Source organism: Nonomuraea sp. NPDC049152 (genome assembly GCF_040648355.1).
GTDB lineage: Bacteria > Actinomycetota > Actinomycetes > Streptosporangiales > Streptosporangiaceae > Nonomuraea.
In genome coordinates, this window is record NZ_JBEZDO010000028.1 from 100,723 (window position 1) to 126,440 (window position 25,718).

General features: G+C 71.1%; 25 protein-coding genes and 1 pseudogene. 14 read left to right on the forward strand and 12 right to left on the reverse strand.

Features of this window, described 5'->3' with window-relative positions:
• Positions 1 to 83: 83 nt before the first annotated feature.
• Entirely contained in the window at positions 84 to 995 is a 912-nt protein-coding gene (locus AB0B45_RS38285; protein ID WP_358141216.1) for a hypothetical protein, read from the forward strand.
• A 5-nt stretch (positions 996 to 1,000) separates the two neighbouring features.
• On the opposite strand, the gene AB0B45_RS38290 is transcribed toward AB0B45_RS38285, so the two are convergent.
• The gene (locus AB0B45_RS38290) at positions 1,001 to 1,252 is read right to left on the reverse strand and encodes a DUF6401 family natural product biosynthesis protein (RefSeq protein ID WP_358141219.1); all 252 of its coding nucleotides are present in this window, start codon (positions 1,250 to 1,252) and stop codon (positions 1,001 to 1,003) included.
• 154 nt (positions 1,253 to 1,406) lie between these two features.
• Between AB0B45_RS38290 and AB0B45_RS38295 the strand changes: the two genes are divergently transcribed.
• Genes AB0B45_RS38295 through AB0B45_RS38305 form a run of 3 tightly spaced genes read left to right on the forward strand, consistent with a single transcriptional unit; the run spans position 1,407 to position 3,878 of the window.
• Complete coding sequence (locus AB0B45_RS38295; RefSeq protein ID WP_358141222.1) at positions 1,407 to 2,309, forward strand: ATP-binding cassette domain-containing protein; 903 nt, start codon at positions 1,407 to 1,409, stop codon at positions 2,307 to 2,309.
• Positions 2,306 to 3,088, forward strand: coding sequence for an ABC-2 family transporter protein (locus AB0B45_RS38300; RefSeq protein WP_358141224.1), 783 nt, complete (start codon positions 2,306 to 2,308; stop codon positions 3,086 to 3,088). Before AB0B45_RS38295 ends, AB0B45_RS38300 begins: the two co-directional genes overlap by 4 nt.
• The gene (locus AB0B45_RS38305; RefSeq protein WP_358141227.1) at positions 3,081 to 3,878 is read left to right on the forward strand and encodes an ABC-2 family transporter protein; all 798 of its coding nucleotides are present in this window, start codon (positions 3,081 to 3,083) and stop codon (positions 3,876 to 3,878) included. The genes AB0B45_RS38300 and AB0B45_RS38305 overlap by 8 nt, the downstream gene beginning before the upstream one ends.
• Here AB0B45_RS38305 and AB0B45_RS38310 read toward each other — a convergent pair.
• Positions 3,875 to 4,828, reverse strand: a complete 954-nt coding sequence (locus AB0B45_RS38310; RefSeq protein WP_358141230.1) for an alpha/beta hydrolase — start codon at positions 4,826 to 4,828, stop codon at positions 3,875 to 3,877. The two genes, AB0B45_RS38305 and AB0B45_RS38310, sit on opposite strands and share 4 nt — an antisense overlap.
• Before the next feature lie 50 nt (positions 4,829 to 4,878).
• Between AB0B45_RS38310 and AB0B45_RS38315 the strand changes: the two genes are divergently transcribed.
• The gene (locus AB0B45_RS38315; protein WP_358141233.1) at positions 4,879 to 5,703 is read left to right on the forward strand and encodes a PaaX family transcriptional regulator C-terminal domain-containing protein; all 825 of its coding nucleotides are present in this window, start codon (positions 4,879 to 4,881) and stop codon (positions 5,701 to 5,703) included.
• Positions 5,704 to 5,723: 20 nt separating this feature from the next.
• Here AB0B45_RS38315 and AB0B45_RS38320 read toward each other — a convergent pair whose 3' ends face one another.
• From AB0B45_RS38320 to AB0B45_RS38355, 8 genes are all read right to left on the reverse strand, one after another.
• Positions 5,724 to 6,584: a hypothetical protein gene (locus AB0B45_RS38320; protein ID WP_358141236.1), complete on the reverse strand. Its 861-nt coding sequence runs from the start codon at positions 6,582 to 6,584 to the stop codon at positions 5,724 to 5,726.
• Between the two features lie 65 nt (positions 6,585 to 6,649).
• Positions 6,650 to 6,874 carry a hypothetical protein gene (locus AB0B45_RS38325; protein WP_358141239.1) on the reverse strand — a complete coding sequence of 75 codons (225 nt, stop codon included), beginning with the start codon at positions 6,872 to 6,874 and terminating at the stop codon, positions 6,650 to 6,652.
• The gene (locus tag AB0B45_RS38330) at positions 6,871 to 7,905 is read right to left on the reverse strand and encodes an ABC transporter ATP-binding protein (RefSeq protein WP_358141242.1); all 1,035 of its coding nucleotides are present in this window, start codon (positions 7,903 to 7,905) and stop codon (positions 6,871 to 6,873) included. The genes AB0B45_RS38325 and AB0B45_RS38330 overlap by 4 nt, the downstream gene beginning before the upstream one ends.
• A complete protein-coding gene (locus AB0B45_RS38335; protein WP_358141245.1) occupies positions 7,902 to 8,732 on the reverse strand; it encodes an ABC transporter permease in 831 nt (276 codons plus the stop codon). The genes AB0B45_RS38330 and AB0B45_RS38335 overlap by 4 nt, the downstream gene beginning before the upstream one ends.
• A 5-nt stretch (positions 8,733 to 8,737) precedes the next feature.
• Positions 8,738 to 9,547: a molybdate ABC transporter substrate-binding protein gene (modA, locus tag AB0B45_RS38340; protein WP_358141248.1), complete on the reverse strand. Its 810-nt coding sequence runs from the start codon at positions 9,545 to 9,547 to the stop codon at positions 8,738 to 8,740.
• 10 nt (positions 9,548 to 9,557) lie between these two features.
• On the reverse strand, positions 9,558 to 9,968 hold the full coding sequence (locus tag AB0B45_RS38345; protein WP_358141251.1) for a TOBE domain-containing protein: 411 nt from the start codon (positions 9,966 to 9,968) through the stop codon (positions 9,558 to 9,560).
• Between the two features lie 181 nt (positions 9,969 to 10,149).
• Positions 10,150 to 10,395, reverse strand: coding sequence for a hypothetical protein (locus AB0B45_RS38350; RefSeq protein WP_358141254.1), 246 nt, complete (start codon positions 10,393 to 10,395; stop codon positions 10,150 to 10,152).
• A 115-nt stretch (positions 10,396 to 10,510) separates the two neighbouring features.
• On the reverse strand, positions 10,511 to 11,842 hold the full coding sequence (locus tag AB0B45_RS38355) for a serine hydrolase domain-containing protein (RefSeq protein WP_358141257.1): 1,332 nt from the start codon (positions 11,840 to 11,842) through the stop codon (positions 10,511 to 10,513).
• Positions 11,843 to 12,070: 228 nt separating this feature from the next.
• On the opposite strand from AB0B45_RS38355, the gene AB0B45_RS38360 reads away from it, so the two are divergent.
• The 4 genes from AB0B45_RS38360 (at position 12,071) to AB0B45_RS38375 (ending at position 16,778) form a co-directional block, all read left to right on the forward strand.
• Entirely contained in the window at positions 12,071 to 12,637 is a 567-nt protein-coding gene (locus tag AB0B45_RS38360) for a hypothetical protein (protein ID WP_358141260.1), read from the forward strand.
• A gap of 53 nt (positions 12,638 to 12,690) precedes the next feature.
• Positions 12,691 to 13,095, forward strand: coding sequence for a hypothetical protein (locus AB0B45_RS38365; protein ID WP_358141263.1), 405 nt, complete (start codon positions 12,691 to 12,693; stop codon positions 13,093 to 13,095).
• A 173-nt stretch (positions 13,096 to 13,268) separates the two neighbouring features.
• Positions 13,269 to 15,482 (forward strand): ATP-dependent RecD-like DNA helicase, encoded by a 2,214-nt coding sequence (locus AB0B45_RS38370; RefSeq protein ID WP_358141266.1) that lies wholly within the window; start codon positions 13,269 to 13,271, stop codon positions 15,480 to 15,482.
• A gap of 300 nt (positions 15,483 to 15,782) precedes the next feature.
• A complete protein-coding gene (locus tag AB0B45_RS38375) occupies positions 15,783 to 16,778 on the forward strand; it encodes an Ig-like domain-containing protein (RefSeq protein WP_358141269.1) in 996 nt (331 codons plus the stop codon).
• Here AB0B45_RS38375 and AB0B45_RS38380 read toward each other — a convergent pair.
• Complete coding sequence (locus tag AB0B45_RS38380; RefSeq protein WP_358141272.1) at positions 16,747 to 17,973, reverse strand: amidohydrolase family protein; 1,227 nt, start codon at positions 17,971 to 17,973, stop codon at positions 16,747 to 16,749. The two genes, AB0B45_RS38375 and AB0B45_RS38380, sit on opposite strands and share 32 nt — an antisense overlap.
• 78 nt (positions 17,974 to 18,051) lie before the next feature.
• On the opposite strand from AB0B45_RS38380, the gene AB0B45_RS38385 reads away from it, so the two are divergent.
• From AB0B45_RS38385 to AB0B45_RS38395, 3 genes are all read left to right on the forward strand, one after another.
• Positions 18,052 to 18,690: a TetR family transcriptional regulator gene (locus AB0B45_RS38385; protein WP_358141275.1), complete on the forward strand. Its 639-nt coding sequence runs from the start codon at positions 18,052 to 18,054 to the stop codon at positions 18,688 to 18,690.
• Positions 18,691 to 18,882: 192 nt separating this feature from the next.
• Positions 18,883 to 20,157, forward strand: a complete 1,275-nt coding sequence (locus AB0B45_RS38390) for an NAD(P)/FAD-dependent oxidoreductase (protein ID WP_358141277.1) — start codon at positions 18,883 to 18,885, stop codon at positions 20,155 to 20,157.
• Between the two features lie 9 nt (positions 20,158 to 20,166).
• On the forward strand, positions 20,167 to 21,330 hold the full coding sequence (locus AB0B45_RS38395) for an MFS transporter (RefSeq protein ID WP_358141281.1): 1,164 nt from the start codon (positions 20,167 to 20,169) through the stop codon (positions 21,328 to 21,330).
• On the opposite strand, the gene AB0B45_RS38400 is transcribed toward AB0B45_RS38395, so the two are convergent.
• Positions 21,317 to 23,950 (reverse strand): AAA family ATPase, encoded by a 2,634-nt coding sequence (locus AB0B45_RS38400; RefSeq protein WP_358141284.1) that lies wholly within the window; start codon positions 23,948 to 23,950, stop codon positions 21,317 to 21,319. The two genes, AB0B45_RS38395 and AB0B45_RS38400, sit on opposite strands and share 14 nt — an antisense overlap.
• A gap of 113 nt (positions 23,951 to 24,063) precedes the next feature.
• Here AB0B45_RS38400 and AB0B45_RS38405 point away from each other — a divergent pair, with 113 nt between their 5' ends.
• Together AB0B45_RS38405 and AB0B45_RS38410 are read left to right on the forward strand one after the other, a co-directional pair.
• Positions 24,064 to 24,633 carry a hypothetical protein gene (locus tag AB0B45_RS38405; RefSeq protein WP_358141286.1) on the forward strand — a complete coding sequence of 190 codons (570 nt, stop codon included), beginning with the start codon at positions 24,064 to 24,066 and terminating at the stop codon, positions 24,631 to 24,633.
• A gap of 19 nt (positions 24,634 to 24,652) precedes the next feature.
• A pseudogene (locus tag AB0B45_RS38410) lies at positions 24,653 to 25,708 on the forward strand (ABC transporter ATP-binding protein); the annotation flags it as partial.
• Between the last annotated feature and the right edge of the window lie 10 nt (positions 25,709 to 25,718).

The following is a 25,718-nucleotide window of genomic DNA, read 5'->3' on the forward strand; positions in this document are numbered from 1 at the left end:
CACATGTAGCGCATAGTCACCCAGTGAAAGGGCAGGTCTCCTCCTGTCAGGCGAAACACCAGGCTGGAGGGGGAACCTGAGCCATGAATCCTGACGACTGGAGAAGGGGACTGATCGACGCCTGGACGGCGCTCGTCACCTTCGTACCGAAGTTCATCGCGTTCCTGGTGATCCTGCTGGTCGGCTGGCTGATCGCCAAGGTGCTACAGAAGGCCGTCAGCAAGGGACTGGAACGCGTCGGATTCGATCGCTGGGTCGAGCGCGGCGGCGTTGGCCGGATGATGGAACGCAGCCGCTACGACGCGTCGGACCTCATCGCGAAACTCGTCTACTACGCGGTGCTGCTGATCACGCTGCAGATCTCGTTCTCGGTGTTCGGGCCCAACCCGATCAGCGCGCTCCTCGGCGGCGTGGTGGCCTGGCTGCCCAAGGCCGCGGTCGCGATCATCATCATCGTCGTGGCCGCCGCGATCGCCAGCGCGGTCAGGGACATCGTCGGCGCCGCGCTGGGCGGTCTGTCCTATGGCCGCGTGCTCGCCACGATCGCGCAGGTGTTCATCATCGCCCTCGGCGTGATCGCCGCGCTCAACCAGGTCGAGATCGCCACCACCGTCACCACGCCGGTGCTGGTCGCGTTCCTGGCCACGGTGGCAGGCATCCTCATCGTCGGCGTCGGGGGCGGCCTGGTCAGGCCGATGCAACAGCGCTGGGAAGGGTGGCTGACCAGGGCGGAGGCCGAGACCGGCACCATCCGCACCGAGGCGGCGGCCTACGACAAGGGACGCCAGGACGCTCTGGCAGGCACCGAGGCGCCCGCCCCTGCTCGGGCCACCGCGCGGACCGGTGCGCCCGAGTCGGCGCAGCCCACGGGGGGCGGCGGCTTCGAGCCGCGGCCGGGTGAAGGCGGCCGTTCTCAACCCCGTCCGGGCGAGGGCGGCCCGCGTCCAGGTGAGGGCGGCTACCAGTCGCGCCCCGGCGAGCCGCCGCCGTTGTAACCGTCTCAGGCGGTCTGCGCGGGGGCGAGCATCAGGCACACCGCGCTCATCCGCAACGTCGCGAAGTCGAGAGGGTGGCCGGGCTCGGGGACCCGCCACCCTTTCTCGTGCGCGCCGTCCCAGAAGCCGATCAGGTAGCTGAGCAGGGCGGTGTGGCCCGCCTGCTCGCCGATGGAGCGGAGGGCATGCCGTACGGCGGCCACGTGCTGGTCGAGGAGCGCGCCGACGCCGGGATGTTCGGCGGGCAGCTCAAGCACCCAATGCGCGAACTCCGTACGGATTCGCTCTACCCATGCAAGATCAGACACCAGACGCCCCGGATGGTTTGCCGCAAAGTTACCCCGTCAACCATAAACGCTGACGCGAGAAACTATTTGCCACCCTCGACAGAGATCTGAAAGATATGGACGGGTGATCCGCGTCGAGAGGTTGACCAAGGTCTTCCGCCGCCCCCGAACCTTCACCGGTCCGCTGGGCGCCGTCCGCACGCTTCTGACCCGCCAGTACGACGAGCGCACCGCCGTGGACGACGTCAGCTTCGACATCGCCGAGGGGGAGGTGGTCGGCTATCTCGGCCCGAACGGCGCGGGCAAGTCCACCACCGTCAAGATGCTGACCGGCATCCTCACCCCCACCGGCGGCCTCGTCGAAGTCGCCGGACGCGTGCCGTGGCGCGAGCGCAACGCCAACGCCCGCGCCGTCGGGGTGGTCTTCGGCCAGCGCAGCCAGCTGTGGTGGGACCTGCCGCTCATCGAGTCGCTGCGCCTGGTCGGCGACCTCTACGACGTTCCGGCCGCCCGCTTCACCTGGTCGCTGAAGAGGATGCGCGACCTGCTCGGGCTCGACGACTTCCTCGACACCCCTGTCAGGCAGCTCAGCCTCGGCCAGCGGATGCGTGGCGACCTGGCGGCCGCCATGCTGTACGAGCCGCCCATCCTCTACCTCGACGAGCCCACCGTGGGTCTCGACGTGCTGGCCAAGCAGGCGGTGCGCGAGTTCATCGTCGACACCAACAGGACAGGGCGCACCACCGTCCTGCTGACCACCCACGACCTGGCCGACGTCGAGGCGCTGTGCAAGCGGATCATCCTCATCGACAAGGGCAGGGTGCTCTACGACGGCGGCATCGACGCCCTGGTCAGCGCCTACGCGCCACCCCGCCGCCTGGTCGTGCACGCCGACGACGGCAGCCACGCCTACGAACTCACCGAGGGGCTGGAGGTCCCCGACCTGCTGGCCGCGCACACCATCCGTGACCTGTCGATCGAGGAGCCCGACCTGGAGAGCGTGATCAAGAGGATCTACGCGGCATGATCCGATCCTTACGCGGCATGGCCCGCATCGGCCTGCGTTTCCAGCTCGCCTACCGCAGCGAGGTCATCATGACGTCGCTGACGTTGATCGCGCAGGTGTTCCTCCTGCGCATGGTGTGGACCTCGGTGTACGGCCAGCGCCAGCACGCCATGGGCCTCACGCTGGAGGCGCTGCTGGCCTACCTCACGCTGGCCAACCTGCAGACGTTCGCCACCATGCCGATCATCACGCGGATCGCTCATTTCAGGATCCGCACGGGGACGGTGTTCTTCGACCTGGCCAGGCCCGTCGGCTATCTGCCGCAGATGGCCGCCTTCCAGGTAGGCCACACGGCGGGGGCGTTGCTGCTGCTCGCGCCGGTCGTACCGGTGGTGCTGCTGGTCGGCTCGATCACGCCGACCGCGCACGCGCTGCCGTACGTGGTGACGCTGGCGCTCGGGTACGTCGTCGGAATGCTGATGGCGCTGCTGATCTGCCTGATCGGCTTCTGGACGATGGAGACCGGCGCCATCTCGCTGCTGTATCGCCTGGTCAGCCAGTTCTTCGCGGGCACGATGGTCCCGCTGACGTTCTTCCCCGGGGCGCTGCGCACGCTGGCGGAGGCGCTGCCGTTCAAGTACATGGGCTACGTCCCGGCCGCGATCTACGTCGGGCGGCTGTCCGGCGCGGAGATCGCCCGCGCGCTCCTCGTCGAGATCGCGTGGATCGCGGCGCTCGGCGCGCTGCTGTGGGCGCTGTGGCGGGTCGCGCACCGCAGGGTGGTGATCAACGGTGGCTGAGCTCACCCGCGCGCTTCGCCTGTACTGGCGGCTGCAGCGCGCCACCATGCGCGGGGCCATGCAGTACCGGCTCAACGCGGTCATCGGCGTCCTCACCGGCGCGGTCTACCAGGGCAGCGGCTTCGCCTTCATCTGGGTGATCATGCACACCTTCCCCGCGATGGCAGGCTGGAGCCTGCCCCAGATCGCCTTCCTGTACGGCCTGCGCCTGACCGCCCACGCGCTCTGCATGCTGCCGCTGAGCAGCCTCATCGGCATCGACTGGCTGGTGCGCGAGGGCGAGTTCGACAGGATCCTGCTGCGCCCGCTCAACCCGCTCCTCCAGGTCATGACCAAACGGATGGGCGTCGGCCAGCTCGGCGACCTGCTCGTCGGCGTGGTCCTGCTGGGCATCGCGGGAGGCGCCGCGGGCGTGCCGTGGACGCCGGGTCTCGTGGTCTTCTGCGCGATCGCCGTCGTGGGCGGCGCGCTGGTGGAGGCCGCCTTCTTCCTCGCCCTGTCGTCGCTGTCGCTGCGGATGCTCGACACGTTCGCGCTGCGTGTCTTCGTCGACGACGTCTTCAGCAGGTTCGGCTCCTACCCGATGAGCGTCTTCGGCGGCGTCACCCAATGGCTGCTGACCTACGTGCTGCCGGTCGCGTTCGTCGCCTACGTACCGGCGAGCGTCATCCTGGGCAAGATGGTCATGCCACTCGCCTACGCCAGCCCCTTGCTGGGTGTGGCGCTGTTCGCGGTGGCCTACCGGATCTGGGCGCGGCAGCTGCGCCACTACCAGAGCGTCGGGACCTAGCGTGAGCCCAGGAAGCGTCGCTGGTCGGCGAGGTAGCCGTCGGCGAACAGCGAGCGCGGCGCGAAGAACGCGGTGAGCGTGAGCCGCGGTTCCGAACTCTCGATGGAGTGCTTGACCATCGAGTGGGCCGCGTCCGCGTAGCGACGGACGGTGAGCCGGGCCAGTTCCCTGCGGTAGACGGTCTCGGTGTCGGCCGTGTCCACGTTGAGGTCGTGGTCGCCGAGCGCCAGCAACACCGGTATCTCCCGCAGCGCGCGCAGATCCTCGGTGGCGTCGGAGGTGTGGTTCTTGGCGACGAAGCTCCAGCGCTCGGCGGTCATGGCGGTCGCCCGGCCCACGGTCTTCACGTAGTCGGCATAGCTCGCCTTCTCCCGCAGGAGCCGGCGGACGGTGTCGCTCTTGGCGATCTCCCGTTCGATCCTGTCGGGGGAGGCGCCCTCGGCGCGCAACTCGGCCAGCAGGTTGTAGCGGCCCTGCTGAAGCCAGTTGATCGCGGGGGAGACGGCGATGACGAACGCGACCGGCGTCTTCGCGGCGACCTTGGGCAGCACCCAGCCCGCCTGGCTGGAGCCCCACAGGCCGACGCGCCGCGGATCGACGTCCGGGCGGGCACGCGCCCACGCGATCGCGGACGTCACCTCGTCAGCCCTGTCGTCCATCGACTGGCCGAGCCAGTCCTCTGGCTTGTCCCACGACAGCGTGGCATAGCCGGCCTGGGCGAAGGCTTCCCAGATCGGCTGGTAACCGTCGTCGTGGGTGGCGTTGACCGGGCCGTCGCCGTGCACGACGACCACCAGGCCGTGCCGTTCGCGGCCGTCTCTCGGTGTGGTGAGCACGCCGTGGAGGCGCCCGATCGAGACGGTCTCCGCGTCCATGTCGTAGGAGTTCTGCCAGACGACCACACCGCCGAGGACGAGCACGACGGCCAGGAGAGCCACGAGTATCCGCACGGGAACCTCTCATCTACAGAACTATCGTTACTAACACGATAGTATGAGGTATGAACATCGAGGTTCCGACCAGAGTGCTCGTCGAGGCGCTGATCAGCGAGGACGGCACGGTCGACGCGGCCGAGCTCTACGACGTGGCCGCGCTGCTGGGCATGAGCGACCAGCAGGTACGGCTCTGCGTCAAGCGGCTCGTCGCCGAGGGCCGCTTCACCCACGAGGGCAGAGGACGCAAGGCAGTACTGCGCGCCACGGCGCGGACGGAACGATCGCTGGCGCCCGACGTGGCCTTCGTCCGCCACGCCTACCAGCAGGACGCGGGCCTGGCCCCATGGGACGGCACCTGGCACCTGGTCGCCTTCGCCGTACCGGAGAGATCACGCCAGGCCCGCGACGCGCTGCGAGAGACGCTCGGCAGGCTCGGCGGGGCCGCCCTGCAGGGCGGACTCTACGTCAGCGCCAACGCGTGGGAACCCTACGTGGAGGAGGCGGCGCGCGAACTGGGCGTCCTCGACCATCTGACCTTCGCCACCACCGCCATGCTCCGCAGGGGCGAGGAGGCCGACCCCGTCGCACTCGCCCGCGCGCTGTGGCCACAGGAGGAGCTCGCCGCGCGCTACCACCACCTGCTCGACGTCATCAGGCCCCGTCTCGACCGGCTCACGGCAGCAAACCCGCTCGCCCCCGAGCAGGTGGTCGTCATCGCGATCGAGTTGGCCACCGCGTTCACCCACGCCATGGAGCCCGACCCGCTGCTGCCGCCCGAGCTGCTGCCCCAACCGTGGCCCGGCGCGCAGGCCCGCGAGCTGTTCGCCCGCTGCTGGTCGCTCCTGCGCGCCCACCCGGGACACCTGCGGCTCTTCGCGCTCTACGACTGAGCGCGAAAAGATCTGCGCGACTAGCTCCTGCCGTTGCGGCGCAGCACGTCGACGGCGTGGACGGTGATGGCGCCCCGCCAGTCAAGGGCGCCCGCGGGGGAGATGGTCGCGTAGTCGACCGTCCACCCGCCGTCCTCCTGCTGCAGTGCGGCCAGCCTGTCCAGGTCGGCGTCCACCGCCTCCTTCGTGAACAGCCGCCGCGACGGCAGATCGGGGTTGGGAGAGAAGTCGAGCGGGCGCAGCTTCTCCTCCTCCGTGCCGCCCTCGACGTGCAGCTCACCGTCCGGCGGGATGAACGCGCCCAGCTTGTCGAGCAGCTCGGCGTGCTCGGGCTGGGCGTCGAGGAAGCGGACGGCGAACGCCAACACGTACGCGTGCGGCCGCCGGTCCAAGGACGCGATGGCCTCCAGGCAGTAGGCGGTCGCGCGGGCCAGCCACGGATGCCCGTTGATCACGCCGTCGCGGGCGGCCACCCGCCACGCGGCGGCCGCCGTCACCGCGGTGATCTGCAACGACGACGTCGTGGAGTCCGCGCCCCTCCACCACGGCGCGGTGGCGGCCGAGACGGTCAGCGGCAGCGCGAACGGCAGCCCGCCGTCGGGCAGCGTCACGGTCTCCAGCCAGTCGCACAGCTCGGCCGCCCGCGGGCTCGGCGCCTGCTCGAACACCTCGAAGGCGTGCAGCGCCGCGCCGGGCTGGCTCTCCGGCGAGCGCAGGTCCGGTTCGAGTCCCCAGCCGTAGCCGCCGTCGGCGTTGCGATATCCCTCCAGCGCGGCCAGGGCGGCCTCGGGCGAGCCCACGCCGGTCAGCAGCTCGAAACGGCGACGGTCGAGCAGCCGCGCGTGGCCGGCCATGAACGAGGTGAGCTTGTCGATGTCCATGCCTTCATCCTTCCCACGCACGCGACCTGCGGTCTTGTACGGATCGGCCATCCACTTCGCGCGGCTCACCGCTCGCACGCGCAGGCAGGAGGCGCGTCGGCCCAGTGCAGCGCGATGTACGGCTCGGCCTGCCCGGCGTAGCGCACCCGCTCCTTGGTGATGCGGTAGCGCGCGCAGCTGACGGGATCGGACGGCGACCCCCGGGGAACGGGGACCGACAGCGTGCCGACCTCCTGCTCGATCTGCGTCAGAAGGCCGTGACACGGCCCGCCCAGGCAGATGGCGTTCATGCCGGGTACGCGTGGGTCTCCGTGGCCTTGACCGATGCCCAGATCCCCTGGCCGGGCGTCAGGTCCAGGTCGGCCACGGCGGCCGGGGTGATGTCGGCGAACGCGGTGATCGGTCCGTCGAGGTGGACGCGGACGTTGTCGCCGTGCCGTTCGATGCCTTCGATGCGGGCCTGCCACAGGTTGCGGGGGCTGCCGTCGGGGCGTGAGCGGTAGAGGGCGACCGCGGCGGGCGGGAAGGCGACGAAGGCGGGCCCGTCGAGCTGGTCGGTGGTGTTGAACAGCAGGTCGCCGACCTTGACCTGGTGGCCGTCTGCCACGCCGCGGTAGAAGTTGAGGCCGACCAGGCGCGCGACGTAGTCGGTGCGCGGCCTGCGGGCCACCTCGGCGGGCGCGCCTTCCTGCACGATGGCGCCGTTCTCGATGACGACGAGCCGGTCGGCCAGCACCATCGCGTCCAGCGGGTCGTGGGTCACCAGGACGGTGGCGCCGTCGAAGTCGGCCAGGTGGTGGCGCAGCTGCGAGCGGATCTCCAGCCTGGTGTGCGCGTCGAGCGCCGCAAGCGGCTCGTCGAGCAGCAGCAGGCGGGGCCGTACGGCCAGCGCCCTGGCCAGGGCGACGCGCTGGGCCTGGCCGCCGGACAGCCGGCGGGGCCTGGCCGTGGCGTGCCCCGCAAGGCCGACGCGCTCCAGCCACGCGCGGGCCGTACGGCGGGACTCGGCCTTGCCCTCGCCACGGCAGCGCAGCCCGAAGGCGACGTTGTCCAGGGCGGACAGGTGGGGGAAGAGCAGGTAGTCCTGGAAGACCATGCCGATCGGGCGGTGCTCGACGGCCATGCCGTGCAGGGGCCGCTCGTCGAGCGTGATGTGCCCGCCGGCCGACAGGCCCGTGAGGCCCGCCAGGGCTCGCAGGGCGGTGGTCTTGCCTGCGCCGTTGGGCCCGAGCAGGGCGACGACCTCTCCCGCCGCGACGTCGAGCGAGATGTCGAGGCCGAAGGCGGCTCTGGTGACGACCAGGCGCGCGCGCAGGGTCATGGGCTGCTCACCCATCTGTCACGTAGGCTGGCCAGGATGATCACCGAGACGGCGAGCAGAACGAGGCTGAGCACGATGGCAGCCTCCGGCTCGGTCTCCATTGCGAGGTAGACCGCCAGCGGCATCGTCCTGGTGGTGCCGGGGAAGTTGCCGGCGAAGGTGATGGTCGCGCCGAACTCGCCCAGCGCCCTGGCCCAGCACAGCACCGCCCCCGCCACGACGCCCGGCATGATCAGCGGCAGCGTGACGCGGTGGAAGATGGTCCAGCGGGAGGCGCCGAGCGTGGCCGCGGCCTCCTCGAACCGCTGGTCGGCGGCGCGCAGCGCGCCTTCGACGCTGATGACGAGGAACGGCATCGCCACGAACGCCTCGGCGATGACCACGCCCGTCGTGGTGAAGGGCAGCGTGATGCCGAAGGTGACGTCCAGCCACTGCCCGATCAGGCCGCGCCGGCCCAGCACCAGCAGCAGGGCGACGCCGCCGACCACGGGCGGCAGCACCAGCGGCACGGTGACCAGGGCCCGCACCAGCCGCCGGCCGGGGAAGGTGACCCTGGCCAGCAGCCATGCCAGCGGCACGCCGAACAGCAGGCACCCGGCCGTCGCGATCGTCGAGGTCACCAGCGACAGCCGCAGCGCCTCGAGCACCTGCGGCTCGGACAGCCGATCCAGCAGCGTCGGCCACGGCGCGCGGATCAGCAGACCGGCCAGCGGCAGCACCAGGAAGGCGAGACCGAGCACCGCGGGGACCACCAGCAGCCACGGCAGGCGGCCGGTGGTTCCGCGTCGTTCGGCGCCCTGGACGGGTGCCGCGGTGGTGGGCGTCATCGCGGTCAGGGCGCCTCGAATCCGGCCTTCGTCAGCACACCCTTGCCCTCAGGCGACAGCACCAGGTCCACGAACTGCTTTGCCAGGCCTGGCGCCGGCGCCTTGGCCGACACCGCGATCGGGTAGTCGTTGATCGCCTTGTCGGCTTCGGGGAAGGCGATGCCCTTCACCTTGCCTCCCGAGGCGAGCACGTCGGTCCTGTAGACCAGGGCGGCGTCGACCTCGCCGAGCTCGACCTTGGTGAGCGTGGCCTTGACGTCCTGCTCGAGCGTGACGGGCGTGACCTTCAGCCCTGCGGCGTCCAAGGCCTTGACGGCGGCGGCGCCGCACGGCACCTGCTCGGCACAGAGCGCCACCTTGACCTTCGGGTCCGTCAGGTCCTTCAGGCCGTCGACCTTGGCGGCGTTGTCGGCCGGGACGGCGATCTCCAGCTTGTTGCGCACGAACGTGGTCGGCGAGCCCGCCAGGCCCGCGTCGCTGACGGTCTTCATCGTGGCGGGGCTGGCGGCGGCGAACACGTCGGCGGGCGCGCCCGCGGTGATCTGCTGAGCCAGCGTGGCGCTGGAGCCGAAGTTGAACTTCACCGTCGTGCCCGGATGTGCCGCCTCGAAGGACTTGCCGAGCTCGGTGAACGTGCCGGTCAGCGACGCGGCCGCGAACACCGTCACCGTCGTGGCCTCCGCGGGCGCGGCCGGAGCGGACGCAGGCGCGGAGTCCGAAGGGGCGGCGGTTCCGGTGGAACCGCACCCCGACAGGCCGACGAGCGCGATGACAAGGGGGAGGGCGACGGCCCACCTGGGTTGACGCCTGAGCACCAATGACTCCTTACTGACTCACCGTGCGAGTGTGGTCGGGTATCTCCACGACGACGTTGGTGGACTTGATCACAGCGACCGCCACCACTCCCACCTGCAGGTCGAGTTCGTCGGCGGCCTGGCGGCTCATCAGCGACACCACGCGGTACGGCCCCGCGGCGATCTCCACCTGGGCCATCACCGCGTCCCTGATGACCTCGGTCACGATGCCGCGGAAGCGGTTACGCGCCGAGGACAGGCCCGAGCCGTCCTCCGCCTCGATCTGGGCGCGGGCGAAGGCGGCCAGCTCGGCGCCCTTCACCCGCCGGTGGCCGTTCTCGTCCCGCTCGGCCGCCAGCCTGCCCGCGTCCACCCATCGGCGCACGGTGTCGGAGCTGACGCCGAGCAGGGCGGCGGCCTCGCTGATCCGAAACGTCGTCACAAGCAATCACCATACCTTCGCAGATTCCAGCCTGAATACCCGCCCACCCATGCAACAGCGGCATGATCTACAGCTCTGTCATGGCATTCACGAGACGCCCCCCTCTTCGTCGCCCGGCCACCGAGCCCGCCCGTTCCCGCGGCCGCGACGGCCCGGGCGCGGCAGGCCACGAACGCGGGTGTCAACCGAGCCCGGCCAGCGCGCGAAAGGCCTTGGTGGTGAACTCGTCGAGGGGATAGAACAGCTCGATCGCCAGCTCCGGAAGCGTCACATCGGCCGGGGCGCCGAACGTGGCCATCGTGCTGAACATCGACAGCTCGCCGAACGGCGTGCGGACCCTCAGCGGCACCTGGAAGGGGCTCGACCCGAGCTCCGCGCTCTCCTGCTCCTGCGCGGGCACGGGGTACCCGCACACCTCCTCGTACATCAGGCGCAGTCGACCACGACGGCCGGGTACGGCCGTCCGACACGCGATCGGTGTCGCCGGTCCCGCCAGGTAGGCGGGTCGGCGGGCGCCCCCGGCCGGCATGGGTGGCCGGGGCTCAGGCGCTCCACTCGCCGGGCCCACCGGGGATCGGCGCCCTGTGGTCGTACGGCTCGCGCGTGAAGATGAAGGTGTTCAGGTCGAGGAATCCCTCGCCCACCTTGAGCACCTCGCCCGCGTAGTAGCCGTCCAGGCCCAGCCACGTGCCGTCCGCCTGGGCCACGAACCGCGAGGCCCTTCCCGGCCCGTGCGCAGGCGTCAGTGAAAGACCCCGCTCGGGCAGCAGCCGCAGCAGATAGGGGGCGGGACCCCAGTGCCACAACCCCGTCAGCGCCAGCAGGTCGGGGTCGGCGGCGACCGGTTTCCACGGCTCGGGCAGGCGCGGCTCGTGCTCGTCGAGGATGGCCAGCAGCTCGGTCAGCAGTGTGCGGCTCACGCCCGAGGTGGTGTTGGCCATGAACAGCACACCCACCCGGTCGGCGGGGTCGGTCCAGACGGTGGCCAGGAAGCCGGGCATCGATCCGGTGTGTCCCGCCAGGCGCCGTCCGCCGGCCCGGGCCAGCTGCAGGCCGAGGCCGTACCCCGAGGTCCACGCGTCGCCGTCGTCGACCGTGGCGGGCTCGCGCATCTCGGCCAGCGTCTCCGGCCTGAGCACGCCCTGTGTGGAACCGGCCAGGAAGGCGGCCCACCTGGCCAGATCGGCAGGCGTCGACCACAGCTGGCCGGCGGGTGCCATCGACACCGCGTCGTGCTCGGGCTCGGGCAGCAGCACGTCGGCGAACGGGTGCACCGCGTAGCCCGTCGCGTGGGGCGGGCGCGGTCTGGCGGTGGTGTCGTTCATCCCGATCGGCAAGAGGACCTCCCGCCGGACCGCCTCTTCCCACGTCATGCCGCGGTGGCGGGCCACCAGCTCGCCCAGCAGCCCGTAGCCGACGTTGGAGTAGTGGAAGCGGCGGCCTGGCCGGTGCCTGGAGCTGTCCGGGCCCAGCCGCGCGATCAGCTCGTCGACCGGCAGGCCGGGCGTGCGCTCCCACCACTCCGTCGGCGGCTCGGCCGTCAGCCCGCCGGTGTGCGAGAGCAGCTGGGCGATCGTGACCTGGTCGAACGCGGTGCCCTCCACGTGCTTGGCGAGCGGGTCGAGCAGGTCGACCAGGCCCTCGTCGCGCAGCCTCATCACGACGGTGGCGACCATGCTCTTGGTGATCGAGCCGATCCTGTACTGGGTGTCGAGGGTGGGCTCGCCGTCCCCGATCTGGCCCCTGGCCCCGAACCAGGCCAGCTCACCGTCCCGCACGATCGCGGCCGTCAGCGACGGCACCCTCGACTCCGCCTGCTCCACGGCAAGCCTGCGCAGCAGCGCCCTGGCCGCCGCCTCACCCACGTCACTCATGAGCTGAAGGGTACCGAGGCGCGGCCGCGATCCCGGCCGGGTCCGGGATGATCAGCGGCTGTCCGTCCCGACGGATTCCTGTCAGAGCCAGTCGTCGAACGCGCGTGCCGTTCTACGATCCTTTCGGACTCGGCGCCGGGGGACTCAGCACACGCGGAGGTGCTGAAGGAGCTGAGTCTGGAACACGCGCAGGTCACGCCGTAGGTTCCGAGGAAGAGGTGTTCGCACATGGCCACCCATCCAGCCTGGACGCACCACGACGCCCTTCGACCAGCGCAGCTCAACGGTCGATATCACCGGGCCGCCCTCGGCTTCTTCCTGGTCGTCGTCGTGGCGCACTGGGCCGAGCACCTGGCCCAGGCGGTCCAGATCTATGTCCTTGACTGGCCGATCCCGCAAGCCCGCGGCGTGCTCGGCATACCGTTCCCGTGGCTGGTCAAGTCCGAGTGGATGCACTACGGCTACGCGTTGGTGATGCTCGCCGGCTTCCTCCTGCTGCGCAAGGGCTTCACCGGGCGCGCCCGCACCTGGTGGAACATCGCGCTGGGCATCCAGACCTGGCACCACCTGGAGCACTTCCTTCTGCTCACGCAGGCGCTGACCGGCAACAACCTGCTGGGCAGGCCGGTGCCCACCAGCATCATCCAGCTTCTGGTTCCCCGGGTGGAGCTGCACCTGTTCTACAACGCGGTCGTCTTCGCGCCCATGGTGGTGGCGATGATCCTGCACCGGCGCCCCCGCGAGTCCGAGCGCACCGGGATGAACTGTAGCTGCGCGCTCGCCTACGGGCGATGACGATGACGGGCGGACGGCCCGGAAGCAGACGGTCTCCGGCCTTCACCGTGGCGATGACCCTCATCGGGGTCTTCCTGCTGTACCTCGCCACCCCGAACATCGGTCCCGTCATCCGGGCCGCCCGGGCTGACGGTGTCGCGGGCACGTTCACCGCGGAACGCCTCTACTGCGTCCAGCACCCTGGACACGAAAGCTGCAGCTGGATCGGGACGTTCCGCTCCGACGACGCCACCGTGCGCCGGGCCGAAGTGGCGATGTACGACAGCGGCCGGGAGTCACACCGTGCCGGTACGGAGACCAGAGCCATCGATGTCGGGCGGCCCAACCGGGTCTACGGGCCGCAGGGCTCGGGGGAGTGGATGTTCACGGCGCTACTGCTGGTGGGCGGCGTGGCGATCCTGGCATATCTGTACGTCCCGCCGTTGATGCGGCTGGTCTCCCCGCGTGCCGTCCGCTGATTCGAGCCCTCCACCGCGAAGCCCGGCAGTCCACCACGTCCTCGGCAGATCGGCCGCCACGAGCACAGGCGGCGCGGCCGCACCGCTGTCGCGGCCGCGACGAGGCGATGGGCTGATCACAGTCGGCCGCCGCTGCTCTACCCTGGCCAAGGGAGCTCGGGAGAGAGGTAGGCGTGACGGCTGGATCAGGCGGTCCCCCCGCGACGACGCTGGAGGCGGTCCTCGAACGGATCACCTTCGCCAGCGAGGAGACCGGCTACACCATCGCCCGCGTCGCCACGGAGCGCTCGGGGTCGGAACTGCTGACCGTGGTGGGCCCGCTGCTGGGCGCGCAGGTCGGTGAGTCGCTGCGGCTGACCGGCCGGTGGACCTCACATCCCCGCTACGGCAAGCAGTTCGAGGTCTGGTCCTACGCCACCGTGCTGCCCGCCACCATCCAGGGGATCCAGCGCTACCTGGGCTCGGGCCTGATCAAGGGGATCGGCCCCAAGATGGCCGAGCGCATCGTCGACCACTTCGGCACCGACACCCTCGACATCATCGAGACCGCGCCCGAACGCCTGGTGGAGGTGCCAGGACTGGGCCCCAAGCGCACCAAGCTGATCGCGATCGCCTGGGAAGAGCAGAAGATCATCAAAGAGGTCATGATCTTCCTGCAGGGCGTCGGCGTCTCGACGTCGATCGCCGTCCGCATCTTCAAGCAGTACGGCGAAGCGTCCGTCTCGGTGGTCAGGAGCCAGCCGTACAAGCTGGCCGACGACGTCTGGGGCATCGGCTTCAAGACCGCCGACACCATCGCGCAGGCCGTGGGGATCCCGCACGACAGCCCCGAGCGCGTCAAGGCGGGCCTGCGCTACACCCTGTCCCAGGCCGCCGACGACGGCCACTGCTACCTGCCGGCGCCCAACCTCGTCGCCGACGCGGTCAAGATCCTCGAGGTGCCGCCCGAGCTGGTCAGGACGTGCCTGGAGGAGCTGGTCGCCGAGGAGGGCGTGGTCCGCGAGGACATCCCCGCGGGGGAGAACGTCGTGCCGGCCGTCTACCTGGTCCCCTTCCACCGCGCCGAGCTGTCCCTGGCGGGCAGCCTGCTCGGCCTGTTGCGCACGGGTCGCGACAGGCTGAAGTCCTTCGCCGACGTCGACTGGGTCAGAGCGGAGGACTGGCTGCACCGCCAGAGCGGCGCGGAGCTGGCCGCCGAGCAGCGACAGGCGGTCCGCCTGGCCCTCACCGAGAAGGTCGCGGTGCTGACCGGTGGTCCCGGCTGCGGCAAGTCGTTCACCGTCCGCTCGATCGTGCAGCTGGCCCGCGCCAAGAAGGCCAAGGTCATCCTGGCCGCGCCCACGGGCCGGGCCGCCAAGCGTCTGGCCGAGCTGACGGGACACGAGGCCACCACCGTCCACCGGCTGCTACAGCTGCGTCCTGGCGGCGAGGCCACCTTCGACCGCGACAACCCGCTGGAGGCCGACCTGGTCGTGATCGACGAGGCCTCCATGCTCGACCTGCTGCTGGCCAACAAGCTCGTCAAGGCCATCGCGCCCGGCGCGCACCTGCTGCTGGTCGGCGACGTCGACCAGCTGCCGTCGGTCGGTGCGGGGGAGGTCCTGAAGGACCTGCTGGCCGCGGACGACATCCCCCGCGTACGGCTGACGCAGATCTTCCGCCAGGCCCAGGAGTCAGGTGTCGTGGTCAACGCCCACCGCGTCAACACCGGACGCCACCCCGTTCTGGAGGGCATGAAGGACTTCTTCCTGTTCCCGTGCGAGGAGCCCGAGGAGATCGCGTCGCTGACCGTCGACGTCGTCGCGCGCCGTATCGCCCGCAAGTTCGGCCTCAACCCGCGCCGCGACGTGCAGGTGCTGGCGCCCATGCACCGCGGGGCCGCAGGAGCGGGCGCGCTCAACACCGCTCTGCAGGAGGCGCTGACCCCCGCCCGTGAGGGCATGCCCGAGCGCAGGTACGGCGGGCGCGTCTTCAGGATCGGCGACAAGGTGACCCAGTTGCGCAACAACTACGACAAGGGCGCGGCCGGGGTGTTCAACGGCACGGTCGGAGTGGTCACCGACATCAGGCCCGACGAGCAGAAGCTGACGGTCCTGACCGACGAGGAGGAGAGCGTCGAGTACGCCTTCGACGAGCTCGACGAGCTGGCCCACGCCTACGCCGTCTCGATCCACCGCTCGCAGGGCAGCGAGTACCCGGCCGTGGTGATCCCGCTGGCCACCAGCGCGTGGATGATGCTGCAGCGCAACCTGCTCTACACCGCCATCACCAGGGCGAAGAAGCTGGTGGTCATCGTCGGCTCGCGGCGCGCTCTGGCGCAGGCCGTCAGGACCAGAGGGGCAGGAAGGAGGCATACGGGCTTGACTCACCGCTTGTCAAGCGGTTGACGCCCTAGTGTGTCCAAATTCGAGCGAACTCTCCCATATGATTCAGCATCCAATAGGTATGGCCATTAAGGTTTTTGGGTGCACTTTGCTGGTATGGGGGAGAGAACTATGTTGAGCATTGCGCCAGCTTGGCGGAAGCCCGCCGCCGGGGTCGCGGTCATTGTGGCCGCGACCTTGACCGCCTCTTGCTCCAGCGGGTCAACCGCCAGTGGGGCTCCCCAGGCGTCCGGTGAGTCCACCACGGCGTCCGCCACGCCCGCGCCGCAGATCAAGATCAGCCCAGCTGAGGGCAGCGCCAAGGTGAAGCCGAACAAGAAGGTCGTGGTGACGGCCTCCGGCGGCGCGCTCGACGAGGTGGTCGTCCAGGGTGGCGGCAAGCAGCTCGAGGGCGACTTCAACGCCGACAAGACCAAGTGGGTCTCCAAGGGCCCGCTGCGGCCCACGAGCAGCTACAGCGTCTCGGCCAAGGCGGGGACGACCACGGCCGCGGCCAGCTTCAAGACCCTCGAGCCCGAGGTCAAGCTCGAGGTCGCCGACGTGACACCAAGCCAGAAGGGCGAGAAGGTCGGCGTGGGGGCGCCGATCATCCTCACCTTCAACAACCCGGTCTCCGACAAGGAGGCCGTGGAGGGGGCGCTGGAGGTCGAGGCCGAAAAGCCCGTCGAGGGCGCGTGGCGGTGGATCAACGACACGACCGTCATCTACCGCACCGCCACGTACTGGCCCGCGCACCAGAGCGTGAAGCTGACCGCGCGCCTGAACGGCGTGCAGGGCGGCAAGGAGATGTACGGGGTGAAGGACTACACCACCTCGATCAAGATCGGCGCCAAGCAGATCAGCAAGATCAACACCAAGACGCACATGATGTACGTCTACCGGGACGGCAAGAAGGTGCAGACCATGCGGATCAGCGCCGGCATGGCCACCACCAGGGAGTACACCACCACCTCCGGCGTCCACCTGACCATGGAGAAGGGCAACCCGGTCCGGATGATCTCGCCGGGGCGCAAGAAGGGCGACCCCGGCTACTACGACGTGATGATCAATCACGCGGTGCGGATCTCCAACTCGGGCGAGTACGTCCACGCCAAGGACAACGTCTGGGCCCAGGGCAGGCAGAACGTCAGCCACGGCTGCATCAACTCCCGCCCCGACCAGGCCAAGTGGTTCTTCGACAACATGCAGCGCGGTGACGTCGTCGACGTCAAGGGCACCAACCGCGAGCTGGAGTGGAACAACGGCTGGGGCTTCTGGCAGATGCCGTTCAAGGAGTGGAAGAAGGGCAGCGCCCTGTAGCGTCTGAGGTGACGCGGGCGAGGCGGTGACCGCCTCGCCACACGCCGAGGATGTCGAGGGTGTGGTCGATGTCGGCCGTGGGATCACCGTCGACGAGCACCAGATCAGCCCGAAGTCCAGGCGCGATCCGCCCCCTGTCGGCAAGGCCGAAGTGGCGGGCGGGCGCCGCCGTGGCGGCGGTCAGCGCCTCCTGTGGCGTCAGGCCGGCCGCCACCAGAGCGCGCAACTCCTGGTGCAGGGTCGCGCCGTGGGCGGTCCCCAGGTTGGAGGCGTCGGATCCGGCCAGCACGGTGACGCCCGCCTGACGAAGCTCGCCCAGCGTGCGCGTGGCCACGTCGAGATCGTGACGCGCGCCCTCCCCGAGCGGGACGGAGTCCATGGTCAGCATGCGCCGCGCCCCCTCGCCCAGGTACGGCGCGACGCGGGGATCGGCGGCCAGGCGTCTGCCCCGCGGTCTGCCGAACAGCTCGCCGAGGACGGCGAGAGTGGGCACGACCACGGTCCCTCTCTCCGCGAGCTCGTCGGCGAGCTCGGGATCGGGCCGATCGACGAACAGGTGGCCGAGCACGTCGGCGCCCGCCACCGCGGCCATTCTGGCCGACTCGGCGCTCAACGCGTGCGCGACCGCGATCCAGCCCCTGTCGTGGGCGGCGGCGACCAGCGCGTGGACGGCCTCCTTGGACATCGAGGGGGTCGGCATGCCCACGGTCGAGCCGTCGTCGATCAGGATCTTCAGGTAGTCCGACCCCTCCGCCAGCCGTTCCGCGACGAAGGCGTCCGCCTGCGCGGGGTCGGCGAGCGTGGGGAAGGGCGGCAGGAGGCCCATCTCGACGACGAGGTACCAGCCGTACCCGCCGGGGACGGTGGCCGCGGTGCCCGCCGTACGCAGGTCGGCCAGGTCGGGAGCGGCCGCCGCCGCCGCGCGGAGCCCTGCGGCCTGGACGGGATCGGCCATCATGTCGAGGACGGTCGTGACGCCGAAGACGGCGGCCTGCTCCAGATCGCCGGGAAAGACGTGCGCGTGCGCGTCGATCAGGCCCGGTAACAGCGTGGCCCCGCGCCCCTCGATGACCTCGACGGCCGGCGACGGCTGCGCCGCACCGACCGAGATGATCAGCCCGTCGGCGACGGTGACGTGCGCGGACGGGAGAACGTTCTGCCCGTCGAAGACCCTGACCTCACGGAACGTCAGCATGGCGACTCCCTCTCATACGTGCTCGCATGTATATATAGCGAGCATGATACATCCATGCACGTATGGGAGCCTGTCCTTATGCGAAGGACTGCGGAAGAGGCGGCGGCCACCCGGAGGGACCTGCTGGTCGCGGCGCTGGCGGAGTTCGCCGAACTCGGATACGCGGCGGCCACCCTCGCGGGGATCGCCACGAGGGCGGGAGTGACCCGCGGAGCGGCCTACCACCACTTCTCCGACAAGGCCACGCTCTACCTGAGCGCGATCGAGGAGCTCTGGGCCGAAGCGGCGACGCCCGTCTGGAGCAAGCTCGACGGCCCCGAGCCTCCCCTGCGCAGGATCGCCGACTTCCTCGTCACCTTCTTCACCGCGTTGGAGCACGACGCGACGCTCCGCGAGGTGTACGCGCTGTCGATGCGCAGCGCGGAAGGCGCACCCGAGCTGGAGCGCGGTCTCAGGGACAAGCAAGCCGTCATGGAAGGCTGGCGGCGCCACATGGCCGCGCTGCTGCGCACGGTCGAGCTACGCCCCGGCGTCAGTCCCGACATCGCCGCGCTCACCATCATCACCGCGGTCAACGGAACCGCCGCCACGTGGCTGGCCTGCCCCGATCTGTTCTCGCCCGCGCAACAGGCCCAGCCGCTGGCCGACGCCATCCTCTACGGCCTCGCCGAGCCGGACGGCCGCGCGACGTCGGTCCCCATGGCCCGCGAGATGTGACCGCACCCTCGCCGGTCACGGGTGCGGCGGGATGTCGTGCGAGCGGACCCGCACCGGGTCGTCGTACGAGGGCAGGCTCCTGCCGGTACGGCGCAGGCGGCAGGCCCCAGTCACATGACTGATTCCTCGAAAACGGCGCCTTCCTAGCGTGGTGGTCGTCGGGATCAACCCCTCAACCGGCTGGAGGAAGCCATGTCGTTCCACGTTCTGGTCATCGGTGGCGGTATCGGCGGGCTCACGCTCGCCCAGGGTCTGCGCAAGTCGGGTGTCAGCGTCGCGCTGTACGAGCGTGACCGCGCCAAGGACGACAGGTTGCAGGGCTACCGCATCCACATCACACCCAAGGGCTGCGCGGCCCTGCACGAGTGCCTGCCAGCCGAGCTGTACGACCGGTTCGTCGCCACCTCGGGCAAGCCCAACACCACGCTCGGCTTCTACGACGCCAAGCTGCAGGAACTGCTGGTCATCGGCGAGGAGAGCGCGCCCGAGCACTACATCGACAGCTTCAAGTCCGTCAGCCGCATCTCGCTGCGCGAGGTCCTGCTGTCGGGGCTCGACGACGTGGTCAACTACGGCAAGAGCTTCACCCGCTACGAGCGGCTGCCCGGCGAGCGGGTGCGCGCCCACTTCGAGGACGGCACGCACGCGGACGGCGACCTGCTGGTGGCCGCCGACGGCGTCAACTCCAGGGTGCGACAGCAGTTCCTGCCGCACGCCGCGCGGCTGGACACCGGCGCGCTGTCGGTGTCGGCGAAGGTCCCCCTCGACGACGAGACGCGCAGGCTGCTGCCGCCTCAGCTGTTCGCCGGATCCGGCTTCCTGTTCGGACCGCAGGGCAAGACGGTGTTCATGGCCGCGCACGAGTTCCGCTCCCGCTCCTTGGTCGCCCGCGACAAGGAGGCCGGCCTGCTCATGGACAACACCGCCGACTACGTCATGTGGAACATCGTCAGCACCTGGGACAAGCTCGGCGACAGGGAGAAGCTGGAGCGAATGAGCGGCGCGGAGCTGCAGCAGGTCGCCTTCGCCGCGACCGAGGGCTGGGCGCCCCAGCTGCGCGAGCTGATCGCGCGCAGCGACCTCGGCAGTCTGTCGATCTTCCCGCTGAAGACCTCCACCCCCGTCAAGGACTGGGAGAGCGGCAACGTCACGCTCATCGGCGACGCGATCCACAACATGCCGCCCACCGCGGGCGTGGGCGCCAACACCGCGATCCTCGACGCGCGGCTGCTGACGCACAACCTCGTCGAGTACGTCAACGGCAGGATGTCCATGGCCGAGGCCGTCGGCGGCTACGAGTCCGAGATGCGCGACTACGCCTTCAAGGCCGTCGCGCTGGCGATGCGCAACCTGAAGATGGGCGTCAGCGCCAACCCGGTGCAGCGGGCCTTCACCAAGACGCTGTTCCGCTTCTTCAACGCCGTGCCGCCGATCCGCAGGCGGATGACCGACGCGATGATGAAGTAGGCGGCGGCCATGCGAAGCGTTCTGCCCAGCCTGCTGCTGGTGCTGCTGCTGGCCACGCTCGACACCACCGTCACCGGCACGGTCGCCCCCGCCCTGGTCGCCGAGCTCGGCGGCGGGGACCGGGTGGCGCTGGTGGTCGTCGCCTACGCCCTCGCCTCGACCGTCACCCTGCCGCTGTGGGGCAGAGGAGGCGACCTGCTCGGCCACAAGCGGGCACTGCTGGCGGCCCTGGCTGTCTTCCTGCTGGGATCGGCGGGCTGCGGCGCGGCCCAGGACATGCTCCAGCTCGTCGTGGCCAGGGCCGTGCAGGGGCTCGGCGCGGGCGGGCTGATGGTCGGGGTCATCACGGTGGTGGCGGCGCTGGTGCCGCCCCGCGAGCGCCCGCGCTACCAGGGCCACATCACGGCCGTAACCGCGCTGGCGATGGTCGGCGGTCCGCTGGCGGGCGGGCTGCTCACCGACCTGCTCTCCTGGCGCCTGGCCTACCTGATCAACCTGCCGCTCGGCGGCGTGGCGTTCGCGGTCCTCATGATCAGCGTACGGCTCGCGCCGCCCCCGTCCGGCGGCCGGCGGCTGATCGACTACCTGGCGGTGCTGCCCGTGCGGCTGCTCGCCGTCCGCAACTTCGCCCTGTCCGCGTTGCTCGCTCCGCTGCAGGGGGCGGTGATGCTCAGCTCGGTGACCTTCCTGCCGCTGTATCTCCAGCAGCGCCAGGGAGCCTCGTCCGCGGGCAGCGGCGTGCTGCTGCTGCCGCTGCTGGCCGGCGCGGTGGCCACCTCGTTCGCGGCGGGGCGGATGATCGGCAGGACGGGCCGCTACAAGGTGTTCCTGGTGGCGGGCACCGCCCTGACCGCCGCCGGCACGGCAGGCATCGCTGTGACGGGAGTGGGCCTGGCGTGGATGCTGGTGATCGGCCTGGGCGCGGGCATGCTGATGCAACTGGTGACGCTCGTGGCGCAGAACAGCGTGCCGCCCGCGGACGTCGGCGCGGCCAGCGCGGCCGGTCCCTTCCTGCGCCAGCTCGGCGGTGTCGCGGGCGTCTCGGCCGCGGGCGCGCTGTACGAGGCGGGCTCGATCGAGGCGGTGTTCGCGGTCTCGACGCTGGTGGCCTGCGCGGCCGTCGTGGTGGCGGGCCTGGTCACCGAGACGCCGCTGCGCGTCACGACAGGGTGAGCCCGGCCAGCTCGGTCCTGGTGGTCACGCCCAGCTTCGGATAGGCCTTGTACAGGTGGTGGCCGACCGTGCGCGGGCTGAGGAACAGCTGGGCGGCGATCTCCTTGTTGGTGGCGCCCTTGGCGGCCAGCCGTACCACCTGCCACTCCTGCGGGGTGAGCCTGCCGAGCAGGTCGGCGCCCGGATCCCTCGTGAGGGTCTCGCCCGTGGCGCGCAGTTCGCCGCGCGCCCGCTCGGCCCACGGGCCGGCGCCGAGCCGGTCGAAGGTCTCGGCCGCCTCACGCAGCGGTGTCCTGGCGTCGTGCTTGCGCCGCTCACGGCGCAGCCACTCGCCCAGCAGCAGCTGGGTGCGGGCGCGGTCGAAGGGGCGGTCATGGGCCGCCAGGCCGCGGGCGAAGCGCTCCTCGTCGCCGGACAGCAGCGCGTGGCAGCGCTCGAGCAGGGCCCGCGCCCACGGCTGGCCGGCGGCGGCCGTCCACTCCTCGAACCACGCCAGCGAACGCTCGGCCCGCTCAGGCGCGCCGAGCCTTACCGCGGCTTCCACCTGGTCGGGCACGGCGGCGGCCTGGTGCGTGACCGCCTGGTCGAGCCGGTCGAGCGCCTGGTCGTAGCGTCCCAGCCCGAGATCGAGCAGGCCGAGCGCCCACTGCGCCCACGCCGCGCCGTACGGCAGGCTCCCCGCGCGCGCCGCCAGCTGCCTGCAGTCCTGCTCCTGGCCCGCCGCCGCGCACAGCCACGCCCGCACCCCGCACAGCTGCGCCTCCAGGTGCGACTGGCCCGTCTGCCCCGCGATGCTCTCGCCCGAGGCGGCGCTGGCGGCGGCGTCCAGGTGGCGGCCCATGTGCAGCTCGGCCGCGGCCTGCAGCAGGTTGACGTGCGGCAGCCAGCCGATCATGCCGCGCGCGGCGCACTCCTCGGCCAGCGGCCTGGCGATCTCCAGCGCGGCCGCGTGGTCGCCGACGAGCAGCGCCACCTGTGCCGCGTTGTTGCGCAGGCCGTGCAGGTCCTGCCGGACCCGCCTGCCGCCCTCCACCACCTCGCGCAGCAGGGGCAGCGCGTGCGCGGGCCTGCCCGCCAGAAGCGCCGACATGCCCCGGGCCATGGCCAGCGCGGGACGGCGCGGGTCCTCCAGGTGCGGAAGCCCTTCCAGCCTGGTGGTCGCCTCCTGGGCCAGCGCGGGGTCTCCTGCGTACCAGCTGTTGCGGATCACCAGCAGCAGCATCGTCCTGGCCGGCGCGGGGTCGGTGGCGGCGACGGCCTGCGCCGCGGCCATCAGCGTGGCGCAGGCGGCCTCCAGCGCCCCCCGCTCGAAGTCGACGTCGGCCCTGAGCATGGCCATGCGCGCCGTCAGCCGCGGATCGGAGGTGCGGGCGGCGGCCTGCTCGGCCAGCTGCCTGCCGCGCTCGAAGCGGCCCGAGTCGATCGCGGCGTCCGCGGCGGCGGCCAGGCGGCGGGCGCGGCCGGCTTCGTCGGGGGTGAGCGCGGCGGCCCGTTCCAGCGCCGCCGCGGCGGCGGCGTGACCGGTGCGGACCCTGAAACCCTCGGCCGAGCTCTCCAGGTCGGCCGCCAGCCCCTCGTCGGGCTCGGTGGCCGCCGCGGCCAGATGCCAGACGCGCCGTACCCGATCGCCGACCTCCGCCAGCGCCCTGTGCACGGCGCAGCGACGGGCGAACCCGGCGGCCTGGTAGATCGCCGAGCGGGCCAGCGGATGGCGGAAGACCAGCCTCGTCCCCAGCACACGGACCAGGCCCGCCCGCTCGCAGGACTCCAGCGCGTCCTCATCCACGCCGAACGTTCGCGCGGCGCGCAGGATCAGCGCGAGCTCGCCCGTGTCCTCAGCCGAGGCGACCAGAAGCAGGGTCCGCGCCTGTTCCGGCAGGCCGGCGCCCCTGTCGGAAAAGGCGTCCTGCAGGCGCCTGGTCAGCGGCAGCGGGCCCAGCGGGAAGGGCGTGTGGTCGGCGGTGGCGGGCAGCTCGATGAGGCCGAGCGGATTGCCGCCCGCCTCGACCAGCACCCGCTCGCGCACCTGGGCGCTCAGCCCCGGCACCTGCTCGTCGAGCAGGGCGGCGGCGGCAGCCCCGTCCAGCCCTGCCAGCGGCAGCTCGGGCAGACCCGCGGGCGCGAACTCCTCGCGCGCGGCCAGCAGCAGCGCGACCCCTTCGGCGCGAAGCCTGCGCGCGGCGAACAGCAGAGCGTCGGCGGAGGCCTTGTCGAGCCACTGCATGTCGTCGACCAGGCACAGCAGCGGACCCGTGCCCGCCGCCTCGGCCAGCAGCGACAGGGCGGCCACGCCGACCAGGAAGCGGTCCTCGCCCTGCCCCTGCGCCATGCCCAGCGCGCCGCGCAGGGCCGCAGCCTGCACCGGGGGCAGCTCGTCGACCAGGTCGAGCACGGGCAGCAGGAGCAGGTGCAGTCCCGCGAACGGCAGTTCGGTCTCCGACTCCACACCCGCGCCCCGCAGCACGGTGAACCCCTCGGCCGCCGCTTCGGCGTGGTCCAGGAGCGAGGATTTGCCGATCCCTGGCTCGCCGCGGATCAGCAGGACACCGCTGGCGCCCGTGCGGGCCTGGCGCAGCAGCTCGTCGACCGCTCGCAGTTCGCCCTCTCGCCCGTGCAGCATCCCGTGATCGTACTTAGCCGCTCACGACCACCACCACCAGCAAGATGACTGATTCCGCCCCGAGTGATCGTCCGTAGCGTCGTGACCACGAGATCGACCCCTCAGGAGGAATCATGAACACGATCGCATTCGTCCCCGGCGCCGCGGGCATCACCATCGGTTCGGACCCGGAGCTGCAGGCGCCCTACCGCGCCAGCTTCGACGGCGTCCTGCCCGACGTCCGCGTCAACGACGGCACGGTGACCGTCGACTTCCCCCGCAGCTTCCACGTCCGCGACCGGCGGCGGGCGGGCGAGGTGATGCTGAAGGGCACGGCGTCCTGGCGCATCGAGGTCCGCGGCGGCACCTCCCGCCTGACCGCCGACCTGCGGGCGCTGCGGGTGACCGCCCTCGACCTGCAGGGCGGCGCCGAGCAGGTCACCGTGCAGCTGCCCGCTCCCAAGGGCTCGGTGCCCCTGCGCATCGCCGGCGGCGCCTCCCACGTGAGCTTCCGCTGCCCGCCCGGCGTGCCCGTACGGCTGTCGCTGATCGGCGGGGGCAGCGGCCTGACCTTCGGCGACCAGCACCTCGGCGCGGTCGGCCGCAGCACGACCCTGACCGACCCCGGCTGGGAGCACAGCACCGACCGCTACGACATCCAGGTCACCGGCGGCGCCGACACCCTCGCAGTGGGGAGGTGGTAGCACCCGCCGCTTTGTCGACGACGCCATCGCCGGAGCCGGCACCCGGCACCTGATCGCCCTGGCGTTCCTCGCGATCGCCGTCGCAGGGCAGGCCGCCCGCATGCTCACCGCGCGGCTGGCCGGCACGCTCGCATGGGACGGCACGAACCGGCTCAGGGAGAAGCTCGCCGAGCACGCCCTCGGACTCGACATGGCCTTCCACGGCAGGCACACCCCCGGCGAGATGATCGAGCGAGTGGACGGCGACGTGGTGGCCGTCGCCGAGTTCGTCGTCGCCTTCCTCATGGACGTCGTGGCCGGCCTCCTGCTCCTCGGCGGCGTGCTCGTCGTGGTGTTCACCGTCGATCCGCTCCTCGGCGGGGTGCTGCTGGCCTACTGCGTGCTGATCGGCTTCGGGATGGCGCGGGCGCAGCGGCTGGCCGTACCGTCGGCCACCCGCTCCCGCGCGGCGAGCGCGAGGCTGTTCGGCGCTCTGGAGGAACGGCTGGCCGGCGTGGAGGACATCCGCGCCAACGGCGCGGGCGCGCACACCGTCACCCGCTTCTACGAGGCCGGCTCGGCCTGGTACCGAGCCGAGCTCAAGGGCTCGCGGGTCGGCAGCGCCCTGGTCGCGGCAACCGGCGTGGCCTTGGCGGCGGGCACGGCCATCGTGCTCGCCCTGGCCGCGTGGGCCCAGCGCTCCGGCACGCTCACCGTCGGCACCGCCGTCCTGCTGTTCCAGTACACGCTGATGGTGCGCACGCCCTTCGAGCGGCTGATCGAACAGCTGAGGCAGTACCAGTCTGCGCTGGCAGGCTTCGCCCGTATCGGCGGGCTGCCGGCGCTGCGCCGCACGCTGCCCGACCCCGCCCACCCGCGACCGCTGCCCGCCTCGGGGCCGCTCGGCCTGGAGCTCGACGGTGTGGGATTCGCCTACGCCGACGACGAGCAGGTGCTGTCGGACATCACCCTCACCCTCGCCCCCGGCGAGACCCTCGGCCTGGTAGGGCGCACCGGCAGCGGCAAGACGACCATCGCCAGGATGGTGCTGCGCCCGTACGACCCGACCGAAGGCACGGTCCGGGTCGGCGGGCTCGACCTGCTGC